Raw genomic sequence first — 19,148 nt, 5'->3', positions numbered from 1 at the left:
ACAGTGCGCCAATTCATTTAAGTGTATGCCAGCCAATTTTACAAAAGCTACTTTTAGATGGTACTATGCTTGCATATACCTTGGCCTCGCATTGATTTTTGGCTCCCAGTATTTCACGTACAAAAATGTCCGGGACCTTTCTCTCAATAATGAACGCCTCAACAGAACGATCGGCGTCTTGAATCAAACTGCCAATTTCGGGCATGTTACCAAGGATTTCCAGTCCAATATGCGCGGTTATCTGATCACGCAGGATAACAATTTGCTGGCGGACAATTACAACAAAAAGATTGAGCTGATCGGCATCACGGACACGCTGTTTAATCTGGTTAAATACGATGCGGCGCAGACTGTGCGGGTTCGGCAACTGCTGTCGATTTCCAGTAACATTGTTGCTTATTCTCAGGGGATTGTCTCCATTTACAGGACCGTTAGCCGTGACAGTGCTTTTACCAAAATCAGGTTGGGAGAAGGCATCAGGCTCAACAAGGCGCTGACCAACAAGATTAACGAGATCGAATACCACGAAAACCATAACCTGAACCTGCGCCGCATGCTCGTGGCGCGTACACAGGAAAATTCGGTGCTGTTTATCATTGTCACAGGCATTGTAGGTTTATTTCTCACCGTCCTTTCGATCGTGTTTCTGAATCTCGACAAGCGAAAACAGATCCTTTTACAGAATGAAATAAATGAAAAAGAGCGCCTTGTAAGTCAGTATCTGGAAGCGATCCCCGATGGTGTGATGGTGATCAACAAGCAAAGTGAAATTGTTTTTCTGAACCAGTCGGGACGGGAAATATTAGGATTTAAACCTGGAAAGCTGGTCACGCTGGAAGATGAGCTGAGCCAGATCACATTACTCGATCCTACACGCTTTCACGAGCGATTTACACCCGAAACCCTGCCCGTAGCAAGGGGTTTAAACGGAGAAAAACTGGCCGGCAACAAAATCGACCTCATCAAAAACGAAAAGATATATCACCTGGAAACCAATGTGCAACCTGTGATCGGCATTGAAGGCGAAGTTACGAGCGCAATCACCGTTTTCCGGGACATCACCGAACGGGCCAATTACGAAGCCACACTTGAAAAAGCGAGGGCGCTGGCCGAAAAATCGGTGCGGGTTAAGGACATTTTCCTATCCAATGTAAGCCACGAAATCCGCACGCCGCTCAATGCGATCATCGGCTTTACCAACTTGCTGGTTGGCGAAGTGAAGGAACCCAAAAGCATTGAATACGTGGAGTACATCCAGTATGCAGGGCGAAACTTGCTGGAACTGATCAATGACATTCTCGATTTTTCCAAAATCGAAGCTGGCCAGGTGCATCTGGAAAAGACCACCATTTCGTTGCAGGAAGTGGTGGAAGCCGTTTCTGTTATTGCCAAACAAAAGGCCGTTGAAAAAGGAATTTCCTATCAGTATAGTCTGGCGAATGACTTGCCGGCATTTGTGGAAGCGGATAAGCTCAGGCTAACCCAGATTTTGCTTAATGTGTGCGGTAATGCCGTCAAATTCACTGAAAAAGGAGGTGTTGCATTGCATGTCGCGCCCGTCAGGGAGGCCATTAATGGGGTGCAAACCATCCGGATCACCGTCACCGATACGGGCGTTGGAATTGCCAAAGACAAGCTGAATGATGTCTTCAACCGTTTCGTACAGGCCACGGAGAGCACTACGCGTGTTTTTGGCGGAACCGGGCTTGGCCTCAGCATCGTGAAGTCCCTCGTGGGGCTTTTCGAAGGAACATTAAAACTGGAAAGTGAGCTCGGCAGGGGAACAACTTTTTTTATAGATTTTCCTTTCCTGGTGATGGAGGCTCCCGTGGAAACGGCGGCTATTGAAATGGTTATTGACCCAAGGGAATCTATTTCAATGCTGAAAGTGTTGGCTGCTGAGGACAATACATTAAATCAGAAGTTACTACATGCTATATTTGAAAGATTAAAAATTCCACTGAGGATCGTTAACAATGGTCAGGAAGCGTTGGATAAGCTGCGAGAGGAAGAATTTGACATTGTTTTAATGGATATCCAGATGCCCGTCATGGACGGTTACACTGCAATTAAAGAGATTCGCAAGTCCATCTCAAAAACAATCCCGATCATTACAATGACGGCACACGCGATGGTCGGCGAAAAGGAGGAATGCCTCAGCATTGGTGCTAACAGCTACATTTCGAAGCCGTTTAAGGAAAGTGAGTTATTATATACAATTGCATATCTGGGGAATAAAGGCAACTTGGAAACGCCCCCTCCTGCATCACCAATCATAGAAGTAAATCCTCAACAACAGGGCACCATGACAGACAGCATACTTAACCTTGAATACCTGGCGGAAATTACCGGCGGCGATAATGAACTCCGTGGCGAGCTGATCCAGATGTTTGAGAACGACAGCAAGACACAGTTGAATGCCATTGCAGAGTCCTCCGCATCGGGAGATCTCGACAGACTTCGGCAGTCCATTCACAAATTCCGATCTTCCCTTTTTTCCGTGGGAATGCTTTCAACGGCCAACCAGTACAAAGATCTGGAAGCCATTCTCAAACAGGGACAATGGAGCAGTGACCTGTCCCAAAAACTGGTCTTATTAAAAGCGGAATCCGAATTGGGGCTGGTTCAGCTGAAATTGCTGTAATGATAGTTTTTCTTATCGGAACTTGACAGACCAATGGCCTTGTAAATTTCTCCCACGCTGTTCTCCCACGTGTGCGAGCTCGCAAATGCTCTCCGCGCTGTAATCCTGGCTTCTGAATTTTCCGAGAGTGCCTGCTCTATGAGCTTAATGTAATCTTCTTTCGATTTTCCCAGATAAACATGCTCTGAAAAAACACTCATGGCATCGGTGCTGGTTGCGACGGTGGGTTTTCCTACTGCCAGATATTCGTCAATTTTCCGCGGATAATTGCCGATGGTAACCTCATTGAGCAGCTGCGGGTTGATGCAAACGTCAAAAGCATTTATGTAAGCCGGCAATTCGCTGATGTCGCGTGAACCGGTGAATATCACATTCGGCAGCTGATGTAATGTGCTGGTTAAAAACTCATTATCTTCCGGCCCGACCAGCACAATGTTCCATTCCGGCCGCTTTTCAGCAATGTATTGCAGCAGGTCCATATCCAGTCGAATGCTTTGCAATGCGCCAACATACCCAATGCGCGGCCGTGACAAATGGCTCAGATCCGCCGGTTCGGCAGCTTTGTTCCCTGCCAGGAAAATATCCAGATCACAGCCCTGGCCCACATAATAGGAACTGGGATTGAATTTTCGGCAATAATCGGCCAGATACGTGGAATTGGCGACGCAGAGGTCACTTTTAGCGATCAGCTCCGGTTCGAGCAGGTCGCCATGTTTTTTCCAGTAATCCACAGCCCGCATATAATCCCGCGAATAGTATACAGACAACTTGGGCTCGAGCATGTCTTTGAGAAAAAAGCTCCGGAACATATCATTGTCATTGAAATGGATGATATCCTTGAAACCCAGCCTGGTAATTTCCCGTTGAATGCAATCCGCAAAAATCTGGTTATTCCGTTTATTGAAAAAAGCGAAAATTTTATCCGAGGAAATCCAGTTGATCGATTCAATCAGCTCGTCGGGATAGAGCACCCAAAGGTTTTCCTGTATTTTTTCCAGGCCGTCCTGCTTCTTCTTAATCACTTCGCGGCGCTTCAGAACCTTAGGGTCGTTGCTGTTTTTAAACAAACTGGCACGGTCGAGAGGGGAATTTACATACAAGACCCGGTGATGCTTGCTGAATTCGAGCGCAATGTTTTTGCAATTGCTCCCTATTTCTACGTCCCAAGCCTGCTGTCCGGTAATAACGATGTCCATAATAACCTACGTAAAGCTAAAAATCTTCTTGTCTAACTGGTCAAGTATCTCAGGTTGTGAATGCATATCGAACTTTCGTGCGAAAAGCGCAGTCGTATCGAGTAACCTGGCCTGATCCTTCATTGTCAATGTTTCCGGGCTGGCTTTCCCATCTTTCCATTGTATATATCTCAAATTATCATTCATCATCTTATCGCGAAAGTGCGAGTTATACAGAATGGTTTGAAAAATGATTTCGTCCGGGGCCCAGGTGTGTTTAAAGAAGCGTACCACCTCCGGATGCGACTGCAAATAGCTTAATATATGCCTTGCCGCGTCCATAGTTATGCTCAGCCACTGTGATTTCCCGACCGGAATAAGGTTGTCGGGCATGGTCCTGGCGGGAAGCAGCTTATTCATCCATTTTTGAACGAAATATTTTCCCGGAAAACTGTAATTGGTCAGGTGATACTGCGTCAACCGTGGAATCGCTTCTGTCCATTCAGTAGTAACCGACTGAAATCCCATGAAATTCTTTCCATTTTGTTTTTGGAAAAAATCGTGGATCTCATCCGCTCGTTTCAAAGGATAATCCGATCCGCTTAACAGGTTAATGTAACCGATGTCCAGCCCCGAATAAGCGATCGCCGTCAAACCATTAATCGTGGCCTGAACAATGCTATAAGCACCCCAGCCCACCGTCTCACGCTTCTCAACAAAATACACACGTTCTTTTGGCAAAACTCCTTCGAAATCCGCGATAGCCACTTTTTTATCGATGTGCAGGAAAAAATAAGCATCGCTGTGTGCCAGGATTGTGACCAGCCGAGCCACTTGCGCAGGTTGTGAATGAGCCAGTATAAGGTGAGCGATTTTCACTATAATAGTTTGTACGAATATGCGCATAATTTAATATTTTTGTACAAATAATTTTACTTGGCTCCTCAATTTAAATGTCTAAGTCACCGCTTAGGATTCATTCCCTGGACTATTTGCGTGGCCTTGCGGCCCTTGGGATCATGTTTTACCACATGCATTTGCTCAATTTTGGCGAAACCGATGCGTCCTCTCCCCTGGCGGTGATCAAGATCTACGCGGTGGCAATATTCTTCATCCTAAGCGGATTAACGCTATACAAAGTTTACTTCGATTCATTTAATACAAATGGGATCAGGACCTTTTTCATCAAACGCATATTGCGGATCGTTCCGCTTTTATGGCTGGCAACAATCCTGACCTTTTTGCTTTCGGAAGAAAGTTACACATTGAAAAAAATGGCCGTCAACATGCTCGTACTGCCCGGAATTTTGAAACCGGAAATGTTTGTAGCCAATGGTGCGTGGTCAATCGGGAATGAACTCGGATTTTATGTCCTGTTCCCGGTCATACTGCTCTTAACGCAGCGCAATGTGAATTATCTGATCCTTCTGCTGATCGCTTTCCTGATTCCGTTCTTTTACTTCACTTACATTGTTCTGGACCCTGCTTCCACGTTGGGCGCGCAATGGAGCAAATATGTGAGTCCTTTAAACCAGTTTGTCTTTTTTCTGGTGGGAATGGGGTTGGGCGCACTCAGAAAGCCGCATCCGGCGCTGGTGAAGTTTGCTCCTTACTTCGCAAGTGTAGTTGTTATCGCGCTTTTTACTTACCCTGTGCAGGGCGAGCCGATCCAACTCGCTGCGGGCAACAACCGCATTGTCTTTTCGGCACTAACAACCTTGCTTTGTTACCTGATCTATATCGCAGATTTCTCGTTCCTGCCCGCTTCTGTGCAATGGGGACTTTCCACATTGGGTGAAATCAGTTATTCGGTTTATCTGATCCACCCCATTGTGTTTGTTTTAACCAGAATAGCTTTGGGTAACATTGCGGTTTCTCAGCCCTATCTGCTCATTGGAATCACGATAACAGCATCACTGATCGTAAGCTATTTCCTTTATCAATACTTCGAAAAATACTTCATGGGGCTGGCCAAACATTTCAAAAAGCCGGTTGCCACAGCGGCTGTGCTTGTCAAATAGCTCCCAGCGGAGCTTCCGGCCGGGCTTCCAGCTTTGCGTTACGAGCTTGCTCCTTATCATCAATGATCCTGGTAATGTTGATAATGGCCACAGCGAGATAGAAATAGATGTTTGAAGGAAACTGAACCAGCGCTTCCTGGGGATAATTGCCAATGTTATAGGCAAATACAATGAGCAGCATGGCCATACAATAGGTTTTCAGTTCGGGATTTCGGATGAAGAAATAGTTGTTGATGCCCTCTCTCAAAATAAAGAACATCAGCAGGCAAAATATCGCCAGGCCGATCCAGCCCAGTTCCACCGCAATCCGCACATAACCACTATCCGGCGGGAAATTGGCGAGATAGGACTGAGGTGCAAAACGCTGTCCCCAGGCGCCCGTCGCACCCAGGCCGCCGCCCATGGGGTGGGATAAAATATAAGGCTGGATCCTTTTCTGGTTGTTCTTGCGTGCCTGAAAGGAAATGTCTTCGTTAGGTTTGAATGCAGTTTGAAAGCGGACAATGTTGGAGTTGGTCGTAGGGACCATAATCAAAAATAGTATTCCTACACCTGCAATGGCTGTTCCGATGAGCACTTGCCTGTTGAATTTTAAAATGACAAACAAAACCATTGCTGCCGGAAGCAACACATATGCGCCCCTGGTCCCCGAGAAAAGCATGGCAGTGAACATGATCACGGTAAGCGACGCCAACACCACTTTCTTCCACCGTTCCTTTACATACGATAGCAATGCAATGCACAAAATACTGCTGACCACCATATTATAGGAAAAAGCCACGGGATCTGAGAAGATCGAAAATTTACGCCAGTGCCCGGAAATGAAAAGCAGCTCTTTAATGTTCGGATCTGAGTATAGCCAGGCTTCCTCAGCGGCTGAAAAACCGATAAATTCCTGTTTGAATGCATACAAGGCGGCAAATGTTGACAGACCGATCCACATTTTTAACAGAAAGCGGATTTGCTGCACCGTCCTGATCTGATACATGAACACGAAATACGTAAGCATCACAATCGCCACTGCCCTGATCGTGTAAACCCATGCCAACCGCGATTCGGCAACCGGATTGGCTACTTCGGTAATGTTATACAAAATCCAGATCAGGATCATCGTCCCGATCGGCCCCTTGAACATCGTCCAGTTTGGATCGCGTTTCTGGCGAATGAAAAAGCCCAGAATGAGCAATCCCTGAATCCCGTCCATGACCGTTCCAAGTGGGAAATCAATGCCTAGCCTGCCCACGAAAAAGAGCAGATACGCGAGCATCAGCAGCACCGTAATTCCAAATTGCGGGAAAACCACAATGGCATACACAAATGGTGGCCCGATCATTAACACAATGATCAAGGCGCCGGCAATGATGCCCTGGTAAGCTATTAATGCGCCTAACCCGGCCGAAAGCAAAAGAAGGATGAGCAACCCGGTCGTGTTGCTCAGCTTATCCACCAAAAGCAACTTGCGAAGCTTACCTTTAAAGGTTTGCTCAACCGCATTGCTATTGGAAATAAAAAGTTGTAAATCCTTCTCCATTAAAAGAATAAGATTTTAAAGAAAAAAATGAATGCGCTCACCAGGGCCAGCAGCAAGGCGACCTGCCGCGTCTTTTTTTGCATCGGCGTGAGATGGTCGAATGTCTGCTTTTTTCTCTGCTCTGTCTTAACCGGATAAGTTTTCATCATGCAGGAGGCTATATCTGTTTAGGGTCTGTCTGGCTACTTCGTGTGGCCACAGAGATTTGGTTGGCCTTCCTGGCATTGAGCAACGCGAGGAGCTGAAAAGAAATGAATTTCGGGATGTTAACCAACGATTGATAGATCCTGGAATCCGTATGCGAGCTTTTTAGCGAAATATAAAAACCTGTTACAAAAACACACAGCCCCACAAACCACATAAAGGCAACAGGAATGGAAATAAACAGGTTAATCAACATAAAGAAAACGGACAGGATCAGAAATATGAACAATGGCGGCCTGAGCAGCACAAGTCCGAAAAGGGCCTGGTTCCAGTTGAAGCTGGTTAAGCCACTGAAAAATATCTTAAATCCCAGTGCAAAATATTTAAACCAGGTGTTGATCCAGCGCGCCCGCTGCTTCACAAGCTGATCGCTTCCCGTGGTTTTTTCATCGTACACAATGGCTTTCTCTGCGAATGCAATCCGGTATTTTCTGCTGACGATGCCATCTTGGAGCACCTTATCAAAACCCGCTCCGGTAACGTCCAGATGCCCCAGACATTCTTTGTAAAGCGCCGTCGTAAATGCCATTCCCGAGCCCGCCAATGTTGCCGAAGAGCCTGCACCGAAAAGCACTTTCCCATCATAAAAATGATAATAAATATCCCTGGCCGCATCCAGACAAGCATAAGTACTGTCCAGGTTCTTGGCTTCCCGGACGCCCTGAACTGCCTGAAAACCGGCTTTGAAATAAACATTCAGTTCGTTTAAATATTGAGGGTCTGTCAGGTTATCGCTATCGATAATGGTCAGATGTGAATGGGGTCTAATAAAATGACGGATGGCGTAAAAGTGCGAGCGGGTGTTACTGCCCAAGGTTTGCTCCGGCCTGAGCAACGAAACCCTGTCTGCCGGGAAATGGAGCCCGGTAATGTCGCATTTATCTGCGACCACATAAATATGAAAGCGCTGATAATCCAGTTCCAGCAGCGAGCTTACCACCGCTGGAAGCTGTTGCGTATATTCGTATGCTGTAACAATAATGGCATAATCCGGATGTTCGGGAGCCACCGCATGTGCCGGCGCCAGCTTGTCCTTACCGCGAATACTGTAAATAATAAGCAGCACAACCGGAAACACCAGGTTATACCAGATCAGGAATTGAATGAGTAACCAAACCGCTTCGACTATTTTCATACTTCCACCGGTTTTCCGATCTTCCCAGCTTGCTCAGGAATGTCCTCTGTGTTGGTAAGCACCCAGCCGGAGAATTTGTCTTCCAGATTATTGAGATATTGGATTTTAGACTGATCATCATCCGAAATAGATCTTCCGGCTGCAAAAACGGCCACCACACGGTCCGAGAATGTGATCCATTCCTTCGCCTTGTTCATGGCTGTGAGCGAATCCGTTTCCACCAAAATAATGTCAAAATGCGTTTTCAGCACTTGCAGCCGATCACCAACCGATTTTTCATCGGCCAGTTCGAGCAGGGAAATGTCGCCTCCCTTATTGCCCAGAATGCTGATTTGCCCCGCTTTGGCCTCGATGATGCTGCTACTGTTCACAAAGTTCTCGATCAGACTCGTATCGGGGTTCAGCTTGGAAATGTCCGGCTGGCCGAAATTCCCGTCAATGATCAGCACCGACTTGTTTATTTTGGAGAACGCCCAGGCAAGCGCTACGACAAAAGAAGTTTTGCCAACGCCATACGACAAGCTTGTAACCGCAATGATCTTCGGATCATCAATCTCATTATCAAGCTCATAACGGATCGAGCGAACCAGATTTTTGTAAAGCCTGATCGACTTATCGTCCGAAGCATTCATGCCCGAAAGGCTCAGGTTTGAGCCTTTGTCCAATGCATTGAGATAGCCCAACACGGGCCTTTCGGTAGCATTGGCCAGTTGCAATGGATAGCGGATGGATTTATCAATGTAGAACAAAATGAAGAACACAAACACGCAGAATGTGAAGCTGATAACACCCGAAAGCACAACCAGCACCATTTTCTTGGAAGCCTGCACTTCACCCGGCATCGCCCTTTCGATCAGACGCAGGTAAACCGGGAAGCTGAATTCCAGGCTCGCCTCATTATAGCGTTGCAGCGCCTCAATGTATTCTTTACTGGCAATGTCAATTGAGGTTTCATATTCCTGGATCGTCGCCTCATTCGGCACGAGTCCGTCGAATTTGCGGTTCAACCGGTTTAATTCACCTTGTATTGAAGCAACGCTGTTTTTAGCCAGTTCCAGCGAAATTTCCATTTGCAATTTCTGCGTCACCAGATCCTGTTTCAGCGCCATCGGGTTGTAAGCATACTTGTCCGTGGCTTCGTCAATTTCCTCGGTTAATTGGGTCCTCAATGAGTCCAGGCTGAATTTCAGGCGCTGATCAAAATTACTGAGCACATATCGCTCGTTCAGTGCTCTCAGGTTGCTTTTTGAAGCAATGATCTTCTGATTGATGCCGGTTAGCGCGCTTTCAAAATATTTCCGTTCGGTCGGGTCAAATTTCTTGTCAATGTTATTGATAGCCGCACCCAAAGCAACGATATCCTTTTGCGCCACCTCTCTTCTCGTCTCATAATCAGCCATTTGACCGTAAATACTTTTAGCCTGCTCATTCAGGTTCAGAACACGGTTCTGAATTTTGAAATTCCTGAGCGTGTTCATGCGGGTGTTCAATGCGCTGAGTTTTTGCAGCATGAAGTTTTGCAGGAAGTCAATTGTCTTCTTATTGTTTCCAACCACGCGGGACGAGTTATCGGAAATGAACTCCTCACTCAGCGTATTGATCACATATGCTGCCAGGTCCGGATTTTCGGCCTCAAATTCAATGTCGATATAATCGCCTACGCCTGTGCGGTAAATGATGAGCTTTTCACGCAGCGCATTGGCGCCGTAACCCATATCTACAATAATGTTGTTCAGGTAATTTTCATAAGGTTTGGACAAAAATAGCTCCTCGCGGTTTTTGTATTTCTGCGTAATCAGGGCAATGGCTTTACTTTTATCAGCCTTGCTCATGGATTCCAATTCTTTCACCGGTTCACGCCAGGTCGAGTCCTTCAAACCTTTCAAATCATTCAGGATCAATCGGTAAGATACCTGATCTATGGTCCTTTTCAGACGCAGCACCTGGATCAGGCTCTCAAACTTGCGCGCGATCTGCTGGTCCTGTTCGTCTTTTGCCTTGGTAACAACCTGGTCCGTCTTGTCTACGAGGCCCGTTGCAATGCGTGCGTGTGATTCAAATGTGTCGGGCAGGCGCCGGACGAGGAAATAGCAAAGGATCACGGTGATCAGCGGAACCAGGATCAACGTGATCTTATTGCGTTGCAATAATTTCAAAAATTGTACAAACTCGCTCATTTTATATCTTCTAATTTTTGTCCCAACAATTCTTCCAGACTGCTTTTTGCTATCAAAATCTCACTTTCTGCATTCAGCAGGTTTTGGTAGTGGTCCGTCTGCATAACGAGTATCTGATTATATTTTTCCAATGTTTCCTGCCCCATTTCAAAGCGTTTTTTGACATTGGCAACCATACTTTCCACGTCCAGTACTGCATTGGAGCGCACTTTAAAAACCGCTCGTTTCTGGATCAGGGTGAAATACCGTTTCTTCACTTCCGAAACCATATTCAGGTCAAAAGCTTCCTTATCATGCTGCATAACCGAAAGCTCCCCTTTGGCCTGTTTGATCAGGCTCGGCTTTTGTAAAATGGCGCCAATATTTACGAAGAACCCCAGCTGGTAACCGCTTAGTAATGTGGGAGAAATGGTGGCTGTGTTGTTGTTTGGGCTATATAGATAAGAGAAATTGAAAATGTCAAAATACGAAAGCTTCGCTTTTTTGATCGCGTATTCAGCTACCGTAACCCGGTCGTCGTACATCTTGATCTTTGGGTAGTTAGCCCTGGTAATTGTGATTAATTTTTCGAGATAAGCATAGTCTACATCTTTGCTCAAAGACTCCTGGGCGTGTGTTGTGAGGGTGATCAAAAACAAGGGAATTAAAAACACTGCGTATCTCATCGGCATTATTTTTTAAAAAATAGTTTATTTAAAATGAGTTTTGCTTGATTTTGTAGTTATAGGAAATACATTTGAATAAAATTACTTCTACTTCTCTCTGCCCAACCCGAATGGCTTTTTCAGACCAAATCAAGAGCAATCCACGTTTAAAAAAATTCTTTCACTGGCTTCTTATTCCAACTAATCAGGCTCGTCCGAGGCTTTGGGTGAGGGTGATATTAAACCGGTTTTATCATCAAAGAGGAAAAAACGTGATTATAAGGAGCTGGGTCAGAATGGATGTGCTTCCATTCAATCCTTTCTCAATCGGGGACAATTCCATGATTGAAGACTTTACTACGGTTAATAATGGTGTGGGGGAAGTCAGGATTGGCAATAATTCGCTGATTGGCCTGGGCAATGTGATCATTGGCCCGATAACGGTTGGTAACAATGTCATTCTCGCACAGAACATCGTGGCAAGCGGACTGAACCATAATTACACTGACATTAAGCAACCGATTCACCAGCAAGGCGTTAGCGTTGCGCCCATTGTCATTGAAGACGACTGCTGGATTGGTGCCAACACCGTGATCACTGCCGGGGTTACCATTGGAAAACACTGCGTAATTGCCGCAGGGGCCGTTGTCACCAAAAATATCCCTCCCTACTCTGTCGCTGTCGGCAACCCTGCGAGGGTTATCAAACAGTATGACGGGTCGCGCAATGAATGGATCAAAACCATTTAACATAAGCGTGTAAAAGTAATTTCGATAGTTTTAAAGATAGGGAGGGTTAAACGTTTTCTGATTGCAAGAGGGCCGGGAACGTCTTTAAAATGATCTGCATATCCATTTTGAAGGAAAATTCCTTCGCATAAGTAATGTCCAGCTGCGTTCTTTCCTCTTCGGACATATCCGCTTTTCCTTTTCCGCGTTTGGTCACCTGCCACAGGCCAGTAAGTCCGGCCGGACCCGCAAAACGAAGGATTTTGTCATCAGTAGTCATTTTTTCAGCCTCGTAAAGGGGCAGCGGGCGGTTGCCCACCAGCGACATATCGCCTTTGAGGATGTTGATCAACTGTGGCAATTCGTCCAGACTGCTGTTTCTCAAAAACTGTCCGAAACGCGTGATCCGTGGGTCATTCTGGAATTTCATGAACGCCGCCTTCTGGTCTTTCTGAAAATGGTACAGCTTTTCGCAAATCTCCTTTCCATCGTGGAACAGCAGGCTCTTACACTGGTTTCCAACCAGACATTCGTCGCACAAACCATTGCTTTCGATCTGGTTTACGGGCTCGGTGCTCTTATTATACATGCTCAATGCAGCCATTTTTCGGATAAGCTGGTCGGCATCCGTGCGCATTGTGCGGAATTTGTAGAGGTCAAAAATCTTGTAGCCGCTCCCTACCCTTTTGGATTTGTAAAAAACAGGTCCTTTTGAGTCCAGGCGGATCAGCAGTGCCACCAGCAAAAAAACCGGGAGTAACAGGATCACGGCGCCGCCCGTCGTAATGATGTCGATCGCCCGTTTCCAAATGGGTGTGCGGGTGTTTTGAGAACTGATTTTTTCCGAAGCTTTGCTGGCGACATACCATTGCCGTTTTTTGAAATAGCGGATGCGGGTAATAAGGTCACCGTCGTCAAACCGGACCGAGAAAATGTCATCAGCGTGATGCTTCCGGGCCATTTCTATGGCTTCGGGGCTCAGGTTATTTACCATCAGCACAAAAGGAATGTTGCCAAATCCGGCCGTATTGCGGATTGTGTCAAGCAGTTCCAGGCCGCCGCTTTCTGAATGGGCCAGGATAATGTCGGCGGGGAAATTCTCTTCAAGGGCGCGGAGAACCCCTTCTTTGGAGTCGAAATATTCGACCTGCAGCGAGTCGGCATACTGCTCCGAAAAGTGCAGATATTGTTCCAGATCTTTGTTCAGATAAATAACCCTGAACAACGCGACATAGGATTTTGGCTCAACAACCATTCCCGCGGACGTGCTTGTCAATTCCATATTGATTTGCTGATTAAGAGTAGCGTTTACTTCGGCGAAGGATTGCATTGATCTTGGCGTGAACTTCCATCGGATTGAATGGTTTTACCATAAAATCGTCTGCACCCAGGTTCAGGCATTGGATACGTTCACTGCTTTCGTCAGATCCGGAAAGGATGATCACGGGAATGTCAGCATACAAGTTACTGGCCTTTGCAACCTTTAAAAACTCTTTTCCGCTCAAATTGGGCATATGCAAATCTGCAATGATCAGGTCAGCCTGATTACCTTCTTCGAGCCAAAGCATGCCTTCGGATCCGTCACTTTTAATTACAACATTAAAGTCCTTTTTTAGAAAATGCTCCAATATCTTGGTGATACTTGGCTCATCGTCTATAATCAAGAGATTTCTTCTACTGCTCATAGGTTGAGTAAAAAATATTCAAATTATCTGGTGCTTGTTTGATGTTACCATTTGGAGATTTCACCTGGTTTGAGCTGGTTGCGTCCGCCACATTTCGAAATAACAACCAATTCTTACGTAGAATTAGTAATAATACTGCCGATAACAAAATCTATCCGGAAATTTTATCCGAAAGATCCTGTTTCTACGGTATCAAATCTAAAAAAACATGGATGATTGGTTGTATGGTTTGATTTAACAGAAATTATTATAACGGGTATATGTATGAAGGGGAGTGATGTATGCGTAGTAAAATTATATACAACTATCCAGATTGCAAAAAATTAACATTCTATTTTGAAAAAAAATACAAATTACTTCTACGGAGTAATTTTGTAACCGGTTGTATTGCGCGGAATTACTTAAATCCCTGGATAATTATATCCTGCGGATTTCTATAAAGTGTTCAGATACAACGGTTCGGGGAAATTACGCCGGGGAAGCTGGTTTACTTTCTGAATTGTAATGTAACCGAAACGGGAGTGCGTACGGTGGAGCCATGCTGCTTGACCGGAACCCATTGCGGGCCTTCTCTCACGATGCGGATCCCTTCTGAATGTAATTGCTTTTTACCTTCGGCAGTAAAGTCGGTCAATGTGCCGTCTGCATTTACATAGAAGCTTACCGTCACTTCTCCCTTGCGCCTGGCGGCGCCGCTTTGCTTTTCCAGATAAACACGATACGCGTCCCATCCCATTAATGGACTGGCTGTCAGCTTAGTAAGGGAATTTGTCACATCCGGTAACGCCGCCAGACCTCGGGCCGAAGTCTCCTCGGCTACAACGGTATGGCTCCTTTTGTGCTTGGGTTCTTCGCGTAAGCGACTGGCTGCGGCAGCGGGTGGCTGCGTACGGGCTGTGTTGGCAAACGCCTGCTTCTCCGCAGGCGCGGAAGCGGGAACATTTACCTGATCATCACTATTTGTGACGGCCAAATCTGTTTCAGTCTGTTGGGCAGGAACTTCAATGACAAGTTCAGGTTCCTGAGCTCGCTGCGTCGCTGGCTTCGTGCGCGGAGTTGTTTTTTTAACAGGCAATGCTGTTTCCAGATTCGTTTCGGGAGCGGATTGAGGTTTGGTTTCAGGCTTAATCAAAGGCCTTTCCACTAGATTTTGTCCAGTTTCCGTGATGTCACCTTTTTGTGGATTGGAAACAAATACAAGCCAGAGTGTACCCATAGTGATTACCAGCGAAGCAGCAGCTCCGTAGGCCCATATCGGAATTGTCCTTTTTCGATTGCCCTTGATCCGTTTTCCTAAATTCCGGTTCAGGGCATTTTTAATGCTGGCAAAGTCGGCGTTGTTTCGTTGCATGGCAAGAAATCCCTCATACGCTTCCGCGAGCATAGGATCTTCCAACATCTGCTTTTCCAGCAAATGTTGCTCCCTGAGCGACATTTCACCACTTTGATAGCGGCGAAAGTCCTCAAATCCAACCCTATCTGACCTATTTTCTGCCATTTTTTTCTATGCAAATTTTCAGGTTCCGCTTGCCATTCTGGATATAGCTTTTCACTTTACTGAGATCAAAACCCGTATCTTCACTAATTTCCCGGTAACATTTCTCCTGCATATAGAACAGTTGTATCGCCGTTCTTTGCTCTTTTTGTAATGTTCCCAAACACATTTCCAGGGCATCGAATTGTTTTTCATCGAAAAGCGACTCTTCGGGTCCATCGGAGATCAGAAACGTTTCACTTTCCTCATTGTCGATGTCATCTGCCGTCACAAATGCCTTTTTCGCGCGAAGCTGCATCAAACAATAATTGCGGCAAACGCTGTGCAGCCAGCTTTTGAAATGCTCCACTTCATGTGTTTTCAACTCTAAGACCAGTTTTTCAAAAATCTGCATTACGGCGTCCTTACCCGCGTCCTCGTCCTGCAAATATTTGTAACACAGCGCAAAGACCATTTCCATATAAGGTTCATAGAGCGCACCCAACACGCCAACATCCCCGGAGCTGCGATACGCCGTGAGTTGCTGCGCTTCTGAAAGCGGTGCCACTGTATTTCCCCTGAATATTTTTAAAAACCTCACATGCGCCGGCTTAAAAACATGATTACCTCTATGTGTCAACCATTAGATGCAGCTTTTTTGAAATTCCATAAAAAAGTCAGAAAAAATCTATGGAATCTGAATGCGGCTTGCATCCTGTCAATAAACAAAAAATCTATTAACCATGAAAAGTAAAATTGCATTGCTCCTCTTTTTCGCCCTGACGGCTTTTACATTGCTGCAGAACCGGAAAATCTCCGGTGTTGTAAAAGATGAAAATCAAAAACCGCTTGCTAATGTGATTGTTATGGTGAAAAACACCATAATATCCGCCAAAACGGATTCGCTGGGAAGATACACGATCCAGGTTCCTGATTACGCAAAAACGCTGATCTTCTCGATGCCCCATTATGCAGCCAAAGAAGTGAGGTTAGGCACCGCTAACACATTGAATGTGACATTAGCCATCAGCCGCATTGACTTGACAGACGCGCTGAGCGAAAGTAATCAGGTCCATCGAAAAGTTTCCGGCAGTTACGTGCAAATGGAATCGGCCGCGCAGACTTTTATGGCGCCTATGCCCCGGCACCAGCCTCTGGAAACCGAAAATTACAATCCGATTAATGAAAATGGCTTCCAGTTTGCGTCCCAAACGCCTGTCACAACATTCTCCGTTGATGTGGACCGGGCATCTTACAGCAACACGCGCCGGTTTTTAAATTCAGGACAAATGCCTCCCGTGGATGCGGTCAGAATTGAGGAAATGATCAACTATTTTGATTATGATTATACAGAGCCATCAGGCGAGCACCCCATCGCCGTATCCGGTGAAATGACAGACTCTCCCTGGAATCCGGGACTAAAACTGCTGCACATTGGCTTGCAGGCGAAAACCGTCCCGACCAAAAATTTGCCCGCCTCGAACCTGGTTTTCCTGATCGACGTCTCTGGCTCCATGTCCGACCAGAATAAGCTTCCTCTTTTAAAACAAGCTTTCAAACTCCTCGTTGACCAGCTTCGTCCTCAGGATAAAATTTCCATTGTCGTGTACGCTGGCGCTGCGGGTGAGATTTTAAAACCCACATCCGGCAGTGAAAAAATGACTATTAAGGAAGCGCTTGACGGGCTCGAAGCAGGCGGTTCGACGGCTGGCGGTGCGGGGATTGAACTGGCTTATAAGCTCGCGAAAGATAACTTCATGAAAGACGGAAACAACCGCGTAATTCTGGCAACCGACGGCGATTTCAATGTTGGGATTTCAAGCGAAGGCGAATTGCAGCGACTAATTGAAGAAAAGCGAAAAGAGGGTATTTTCCTAAGCATTATGGGATTTGGGATGGGAAATTACAAAGACAGCCACATTGAAACGCTTGCCGATAAAGGCAATGGCAACTATGCTTACATTGATAACATTCAGGAAGCGAGGAAAGAATTTGTTCAGGAATTCGGCGGAACACTTTTCACGATCGCCAAGGATGTTAAAGTCCAGATTGAATTCAACCCGCGGCATGTACAGGCTTACCGGTTAATAGGTTACGAAAATCGCGCGCTCAAAAACGAGGAGTTTCGTGACGATAAAAAAGATGCAGGTGAAATGGGCTCGGGACACTCGGTTACCGCGCTGTACGAAATTGTTCCTGCAGGTGCCAACAGCTCCTATCTGTCAAAAAATGATGCATTGAAATATCAAAAAACAGATGCGTCGGACCTTGGGAAAACAGACGAAATGCTGACATTAAAAATCCGTTACAAAAAGCCGGATTCAGTCAAGAGCATTTTGTTTGACATGCCTATTAAAAACACCTCCAAACCACTTGCAGACTGTTCAGAAAATCTCCGCTTTGCGAGCGCAGTGGCAGAGTTCGGGTTATTGCTTCGTAACTCGGAATTTAAAGGCAAAGCCAGTTACCGGGAAGTTGTTGCGCGGGCCAAAACGGCATTTGGTAAAGACGAAGAAGGTTACCGCTCAGAATTTGTGCAACTTGTTAAAACTGCGGAGACATTGGATAACAGAAAAGAAACAGCACAAAAAGATTAGAATAAAACATGGCATCAAGACGCACTTAATGCCATGTTGATCAGGCGCTTTCCTTCATCACTATAATGTAAGGAAAGCGCCTGGTTTCTGCCGGGGTCACTCATTTTGGCCCACGTTTTTTGTAAAATGATGATCATTTTTTCCTCACTTGTTTTGGCAATGAGGTCATCAAATTGATATTCCAAAAACACCAGACAAAGCGCATTCTCCATAGTTTGCACTTCATCATCCGCTTTTATTTTTTGTTTGCGGATAATTTGCTGTACCCGCTCAATGGTCTCTGCATCGTACCCGACAGATTCCATTATTTCGGCGGCTTTTGAGGCGTGAAATTTAGACAGGTCCGTTCTCCATTTGAGATAACCTACCCTGCCTTCCTCGTAAGTATTCCGGGCAATTTCCCAGCGCCCGATATGCTGTGCCCTTGATGCCAGCAATAAGCTCTCGCTTGCCTCGGGAGCAAGTTTTGTAACCCATTCATGCAGTTTTATGGCATAAAAATATTCAGCCGGATATTCTGTCCCCTCATGGACTAAATGTTCAGGCGAATTGCGGTTATAGGCGTCAAAAAGCGCGAAGGCTTTTTCAAGATTCTTCATTTCCGGTGTTTTGCGAATGTGGGTTTACTTTACAGCTTTGAATTTAAGGGATATGCTGGTCATCCGGGGATAGTCGTATGCAGTGCTTTGTGTTTTCATGGTAAAAAATTCGCTGCTAACATCCTTCGGATCAATCGTCCATTCGCCTCCTTTGACGGCTGCATCTGCCGCGCCAACTGTCAGATTTTTATCAGTTTGCTTCCATTTAAGATCAAATGGCTTGCTATCCCCTTTAAAAACGCCCGAAAATGTGCCGTCTTTCCGAAGCTCAACCGTTTCCATATATCGCTCAAAATCAATCCCGCCAAACTGCTGCGTCATTTTCCCATCCTTAAAAGTCACCGCATCATTTACAGCAATCTCATCAATTTTCCATTGTTTCACCACTGTCAGCAAAGCAGCCGCATCCGCCGGACTGTCAGCCGCATTCTTGCAGGCAGTTAATTGGATCAGAGAAACACTGAACAGGATCAATAACGCGGCTTTTTTTACAAGCATAGGAACATTCAAATTTGCTGTATTTTCACAAATATA

17 protein-coding genes are annotated in these 19,148 nt (G+C 45.8%); 4 read left to right on the top strand and 13 right to left on the bottom strand.

The genetic code is table 11. The features are described from left to right. Positions 1-25 precede the first annotated feature (25 nt). A complete protein-coding gene (locus NFI81_RS01415; RefSeq protein WP_254410607.1) occupies positions 26-2,644 on the top strand; it encodes a hybrid sensor histidine kinase/response regulator in 2,619 nt (872 codons plus the stop codon). On the opposite strand, the gene NFI81_RS01410 is transcribed toward NFI81_RS01415, so the two are convergent. Further along, a complete protein-coding gene (locus NFI81_RS01410; RefSeq protein ID WP_234614661.1) occupies positions 2,626-3,840 on the bottom strand; it encodes a glycosyltransferase in 1,215 nt (404 codons plus the stop codon). The genes NFI81_RS01415 and NFI81_RS01410 overlap by 19 nt on opposite strands. 6 nt (positions 3,841-3,846) lie before the next feature. Further along, a complete protein-coding gene (locus NFI81_RS01405; RefSeq protein ID WP_234614662.1) occupies positions 3,847-4,725 on the bottom strand; it encodes a beta-1,6-N-acetylglucosaminyltransferase in 879 nt (292 codons plus the stop codon). Positions 4,726-4,772: 47 nt separating this feature from the next. Here NFI81_RS01405 and NFI81_RS01400 point away from each other — a divergent pair, with 47 nt between their 5' ends. Further along, a complete protein-coding gene (locus tag NFI81_RS01400) occupies positions 4,773-5,840 on the top strand; it encodes an acyltransferase family protein (RefSeq protein WP_234614663.1) in 1,068 nt (355 codons plus the stop codon). Here NFI81_RS01400 and NFI81_RS01395 read toward each other — a convergent pair. From NFI81_RS01395 to NFI81_RS01375, 5 genes are read right to left on the bottom strand one after another with little or no spacing between them, the layout of a single operon-like run. Continuing rightward, positions 5,833-7,371, bottom strand: a complete 1,539-nt coding sequence (locus tag NFI81_RS01395) for an O-antigen ligase family protein (RefSeq protein ID WP_234614664.1) — start codon at positions 7,369-7,371, stop codon at positions 5,833-5,835. The two genes, NFI81_RS01400 and NFI81_RS01395, sit on opposite strands and share 8 nt — an antisense overlap. After that, positions 7,371-7,520: a hypothetical protein gene (locus NFI81_RS01390; RefSeq protein ID WP_235138250.1), complete on the bottom strand. Its 150-nt coding sequence runs from the start codon at positions 7,518-7,520 to the stop codon at positions 7,371-7,373. The genes NFI81_RS01395 and NFI81_RS01390 overlap by 1 nt, the downstream gene beginning before the upstream one ends. A gap of 8 nt (positions 7,521-7,528) precedes the next feature. Next, positions 7,529-8,710 (bottom strand): glycosyltransferase, encoded by a 1,182-nt coding sequence (locus NFI81_RS01385; protein ID WP_234614665.1) that lies wholly within the window; start codon positions 8,708-8,710, stop codon positions 7,529-7,531. Further along, positions 8,707-10,887, bottom strand: a complete 2,181-nt coding sequence (locus NFI81_RS01380) for an exopolysaccharide transport family protein (RefSeq protein WP_234614666.1) — start codon at positions 10,885-10,887, stop codon at positions 8,707-8,709. Before NFI81_RS01380 ends, NFI81_RS01385 begins: the two co-directional genes overlap by 4 nt. After that, complete coding sequence (locus tag NFI81_RS01375) at positions 10,884-11,552, bottom strand: TolC family protein (RefSeq protein ID WP_234614667.1); 669 nt, start codon at positions 11,550-11,552, stop codon at positions 10,884-10,886. The genes NFI81_RS01380 and NFI81_RS01375 overlap by 4 nt, the downstream gene beginning before the upstream one ends. Positions 11,553-11,803: 251 nt before the next feature. Here NFI81_RS01375 and NFI81_RS01370 point away from each other — a divergent pair, with 251 nt between their 5' ends. Continuing rightward, positions 11,804-12,280: an acyltransferase gene (locus tag NFI81_RS01370; RefSeq protein WP_275976829.1), complete on the top strand. Its 477-nt coding sequence runs from the start codon at positions 11,804-11,806 to the stop codon at positions 12,278-12,280. Positions 12,281-12,326: 46 nt separating this feature from the next. Here the strand turns inward: NFI81_RS01370 and NFI81_RS01365 are convergent, their stop codons facing one another. From NFI81_RS01365 to NFI81_RS01350, 4 genes are all read right to left on the bottom strand, one after another. Next, positions 12,327-13,541, bottom strand: coding sequence for a sugar transferase (locus tag NFI81_RS01365; protein WP_252176029.1), 1,215 nt, complete (start codon positions 13,539-13,541; stop codon positions 12,327-12,329). Between the two features lie 13 nt (positions 13,542-13,554). Then, complete coding sequence (locus NFI81_RS01360; protein ID WP_082214265.1) at positions 13,555-13,944, bottom strand: response regulator transcription factor; 390 nt, start codon at positions 13,942-13,944, stop codon at positions 13,555-13,557. A gap of 487 nt (positions 13,945-14,431) precedes the next feature. Beyond that, a complete protein-coding gene (locus tag NFI81_RS01355) occupies positions 14,432-15,442 on the bottom strand; it encodes an energy transducer TonB (RefSeq protein WP_234614669.1) in 1,011 nt (336 codons plus the stop codon). Continuing rightward, positions 15,429-16,019, bottom strand: coding sequence for an RNA polymerase sigma factor (locus NFI81_RS01350; protein WP_234614670.1), 591 nt, complete (start codon positions 16,017-16,019; stop codon positions 15,429-15,431). Before NFI81_RS01350 ends, NFI81_RS01355 begins: the two co-directional genes overlap by 14 nt. Before the next feature lie 142 nt (positions 16,020-16,161). On the opposite strand from NFI81_RS01350, the gene NFI81_RS01345 reads away from it, so the two are divergent. Beyond that, a complete protein-coding gene (locus tag NFI81_RS01345; RefSeq protein ID WP_234614671.1) occupies positions 16,162-18,015 on the top strand; it encodes a YfbK domain-containing protein in 1,854 nt (617 codons plus the stop codon). Positions 18,016-18,029: 14 nt separating this feature from the next. On the opposite strand, the gene NFI81_RS01340 is transcribed toward NFI81_RS01345, so the two are convergent. Together NFI81_RS01340 and NFI81_RS01335 are read right to left on the bottom strand one after the other, a co-directional pair. Next, entirely contained in the window at positions 18,030-18,614 is a 585-nt protein-coding gene (locus NFI81_RS01340) for a DUF4202 domain-containing protein (protein WP_234614672.1), read from the bottom strand. 24 nt (positions 18,615-18,638) lie between these two features. Beyond that, positions 18,639-19,112, bottom strand: coding sequence for a hypothetical protein (locus tag NFI81_RS01335; protein WP_234614673.1), 474 nt, complete (start codon positions 19,110-19,112; stop codon positions 18,639-18,641). Between the last annotated feature and the right edge of the window lie 36 nt (positions 19,113-19,148).

Origin of the sequence: Dyadobacter fanqingshengii, assembly GCF_023822005.2 — a bacterium.
Classification (GTDB): Bacteria; Bacteroidota; Bacteroidia; order Cytophagales; family Spirosomataceae; genus Dyadobacter; species Dyadobacter fanqingshengii.
This window is presented reverse-complemented; position numbering and strand designations above follow the sequence as displayed.

Coding starts and splice junctions, on each gene's coding strand:
- NFI81_RS01385 (WP_234614665.1), bottom strand. CDS start 8,710: ATGAAAATAGTCGAAGCGGTTTGGTTACTCATTCAATTCCTGATCTGG.
- NFI81_RS01395 (WP_234614664.1), bottom strand. CDS start 7,371: ATGGAGAAGGATTTACAACTTTTTATTTCCAATAGCAATGCGGTTGAG.
- NFI81_RS01375 (WP_234614667.1), bottom strand. CDS start 11,552: ATGAGATACGCAGTGTTTTTAATTCCCTTGTTTTTGATCACCCTCACA.
- NFI81_RS01415 (WP_254410607.1), top strand. CDS start 26: ATGCCAGCCAATTTTACAAAAGCTACTTTTAGATGGTACTATGCTTGC.
- NFI81_RS01380 (WP_234614666.1), bottom strand. CDS start 10,887: ATGAGCGAGTTTGTACAATTTTTGAAATTATTGCAACGCAATAAGATC.
- NFI81_RS01335 (WP_234614673.1), bottom strand. CDS start 19,112: ATGCTTGTAAAAAAAGCCGCGTTATTGATCCTGTTCAGTGTTTCTCTG.
- NFI81_RS01360 (WP_082214265.1), bottom strand. CDS start 13,944: ATGAGCAGTAGAAGAAATCTCTTGATTATAGACGATGAGCCAAGTATC.
- NFI81_RS01345 (WP_234614671.1), top strand. CDS start 16,162: ATGAAAAGTAAAATTGCATTGCTCCTCTTTTTCGCCCTGACGGCTTTT.
- NFI81_RS01410 (WP_234614661.1), bottom strand. CDS start 3,840: ATGGACATCGTTATTACCGGACAGCAGGCTTGGGACGTAGAAATAGGG.
- NFI81_RS01365 (WP_252176029.1), bottom strand. CDS start 13,541: ATGGAATTGACAAGCACGTCCGCGGGAATGGTTGTTGAGCCAAAATCC.
- NFI81_RS01340 (WP_234614672.1), bottom strand. CDS start 18,614: ATGAAGAATCTTGAAAAAGCCTTCGCGCTTTTTGACGCCTATAACCGC.
- NFI81_RS01390 (WP_235138250.1), bottom strand. CDS start 7,520: ATGATGAAAACTTATCCGGTTAAGACAGAGCAGAGAAAAAAGCAGACA.
- NFI81_RS01400 (WP_234614663.1), top strand. CDS start 4,773: ATGTCTAAGTCACCGCTTAGGATTCATTCCCTGGACTATTTGCGTGGC.
- NFI81_RS01405 (WP_234614662.1), bottom strand. CDS start 4,725: ATGCGCATATTCGTACAAACTATTATAGTGAAAATCGCTCACCTTATA.
- NFI81_RS01355 (WP_234614669.1), bottom strand. CDS start 15,442: ATGGCAGAAAATAGGTCAGATAGGGTTGGATTTGAGGACTTTCGCCGC.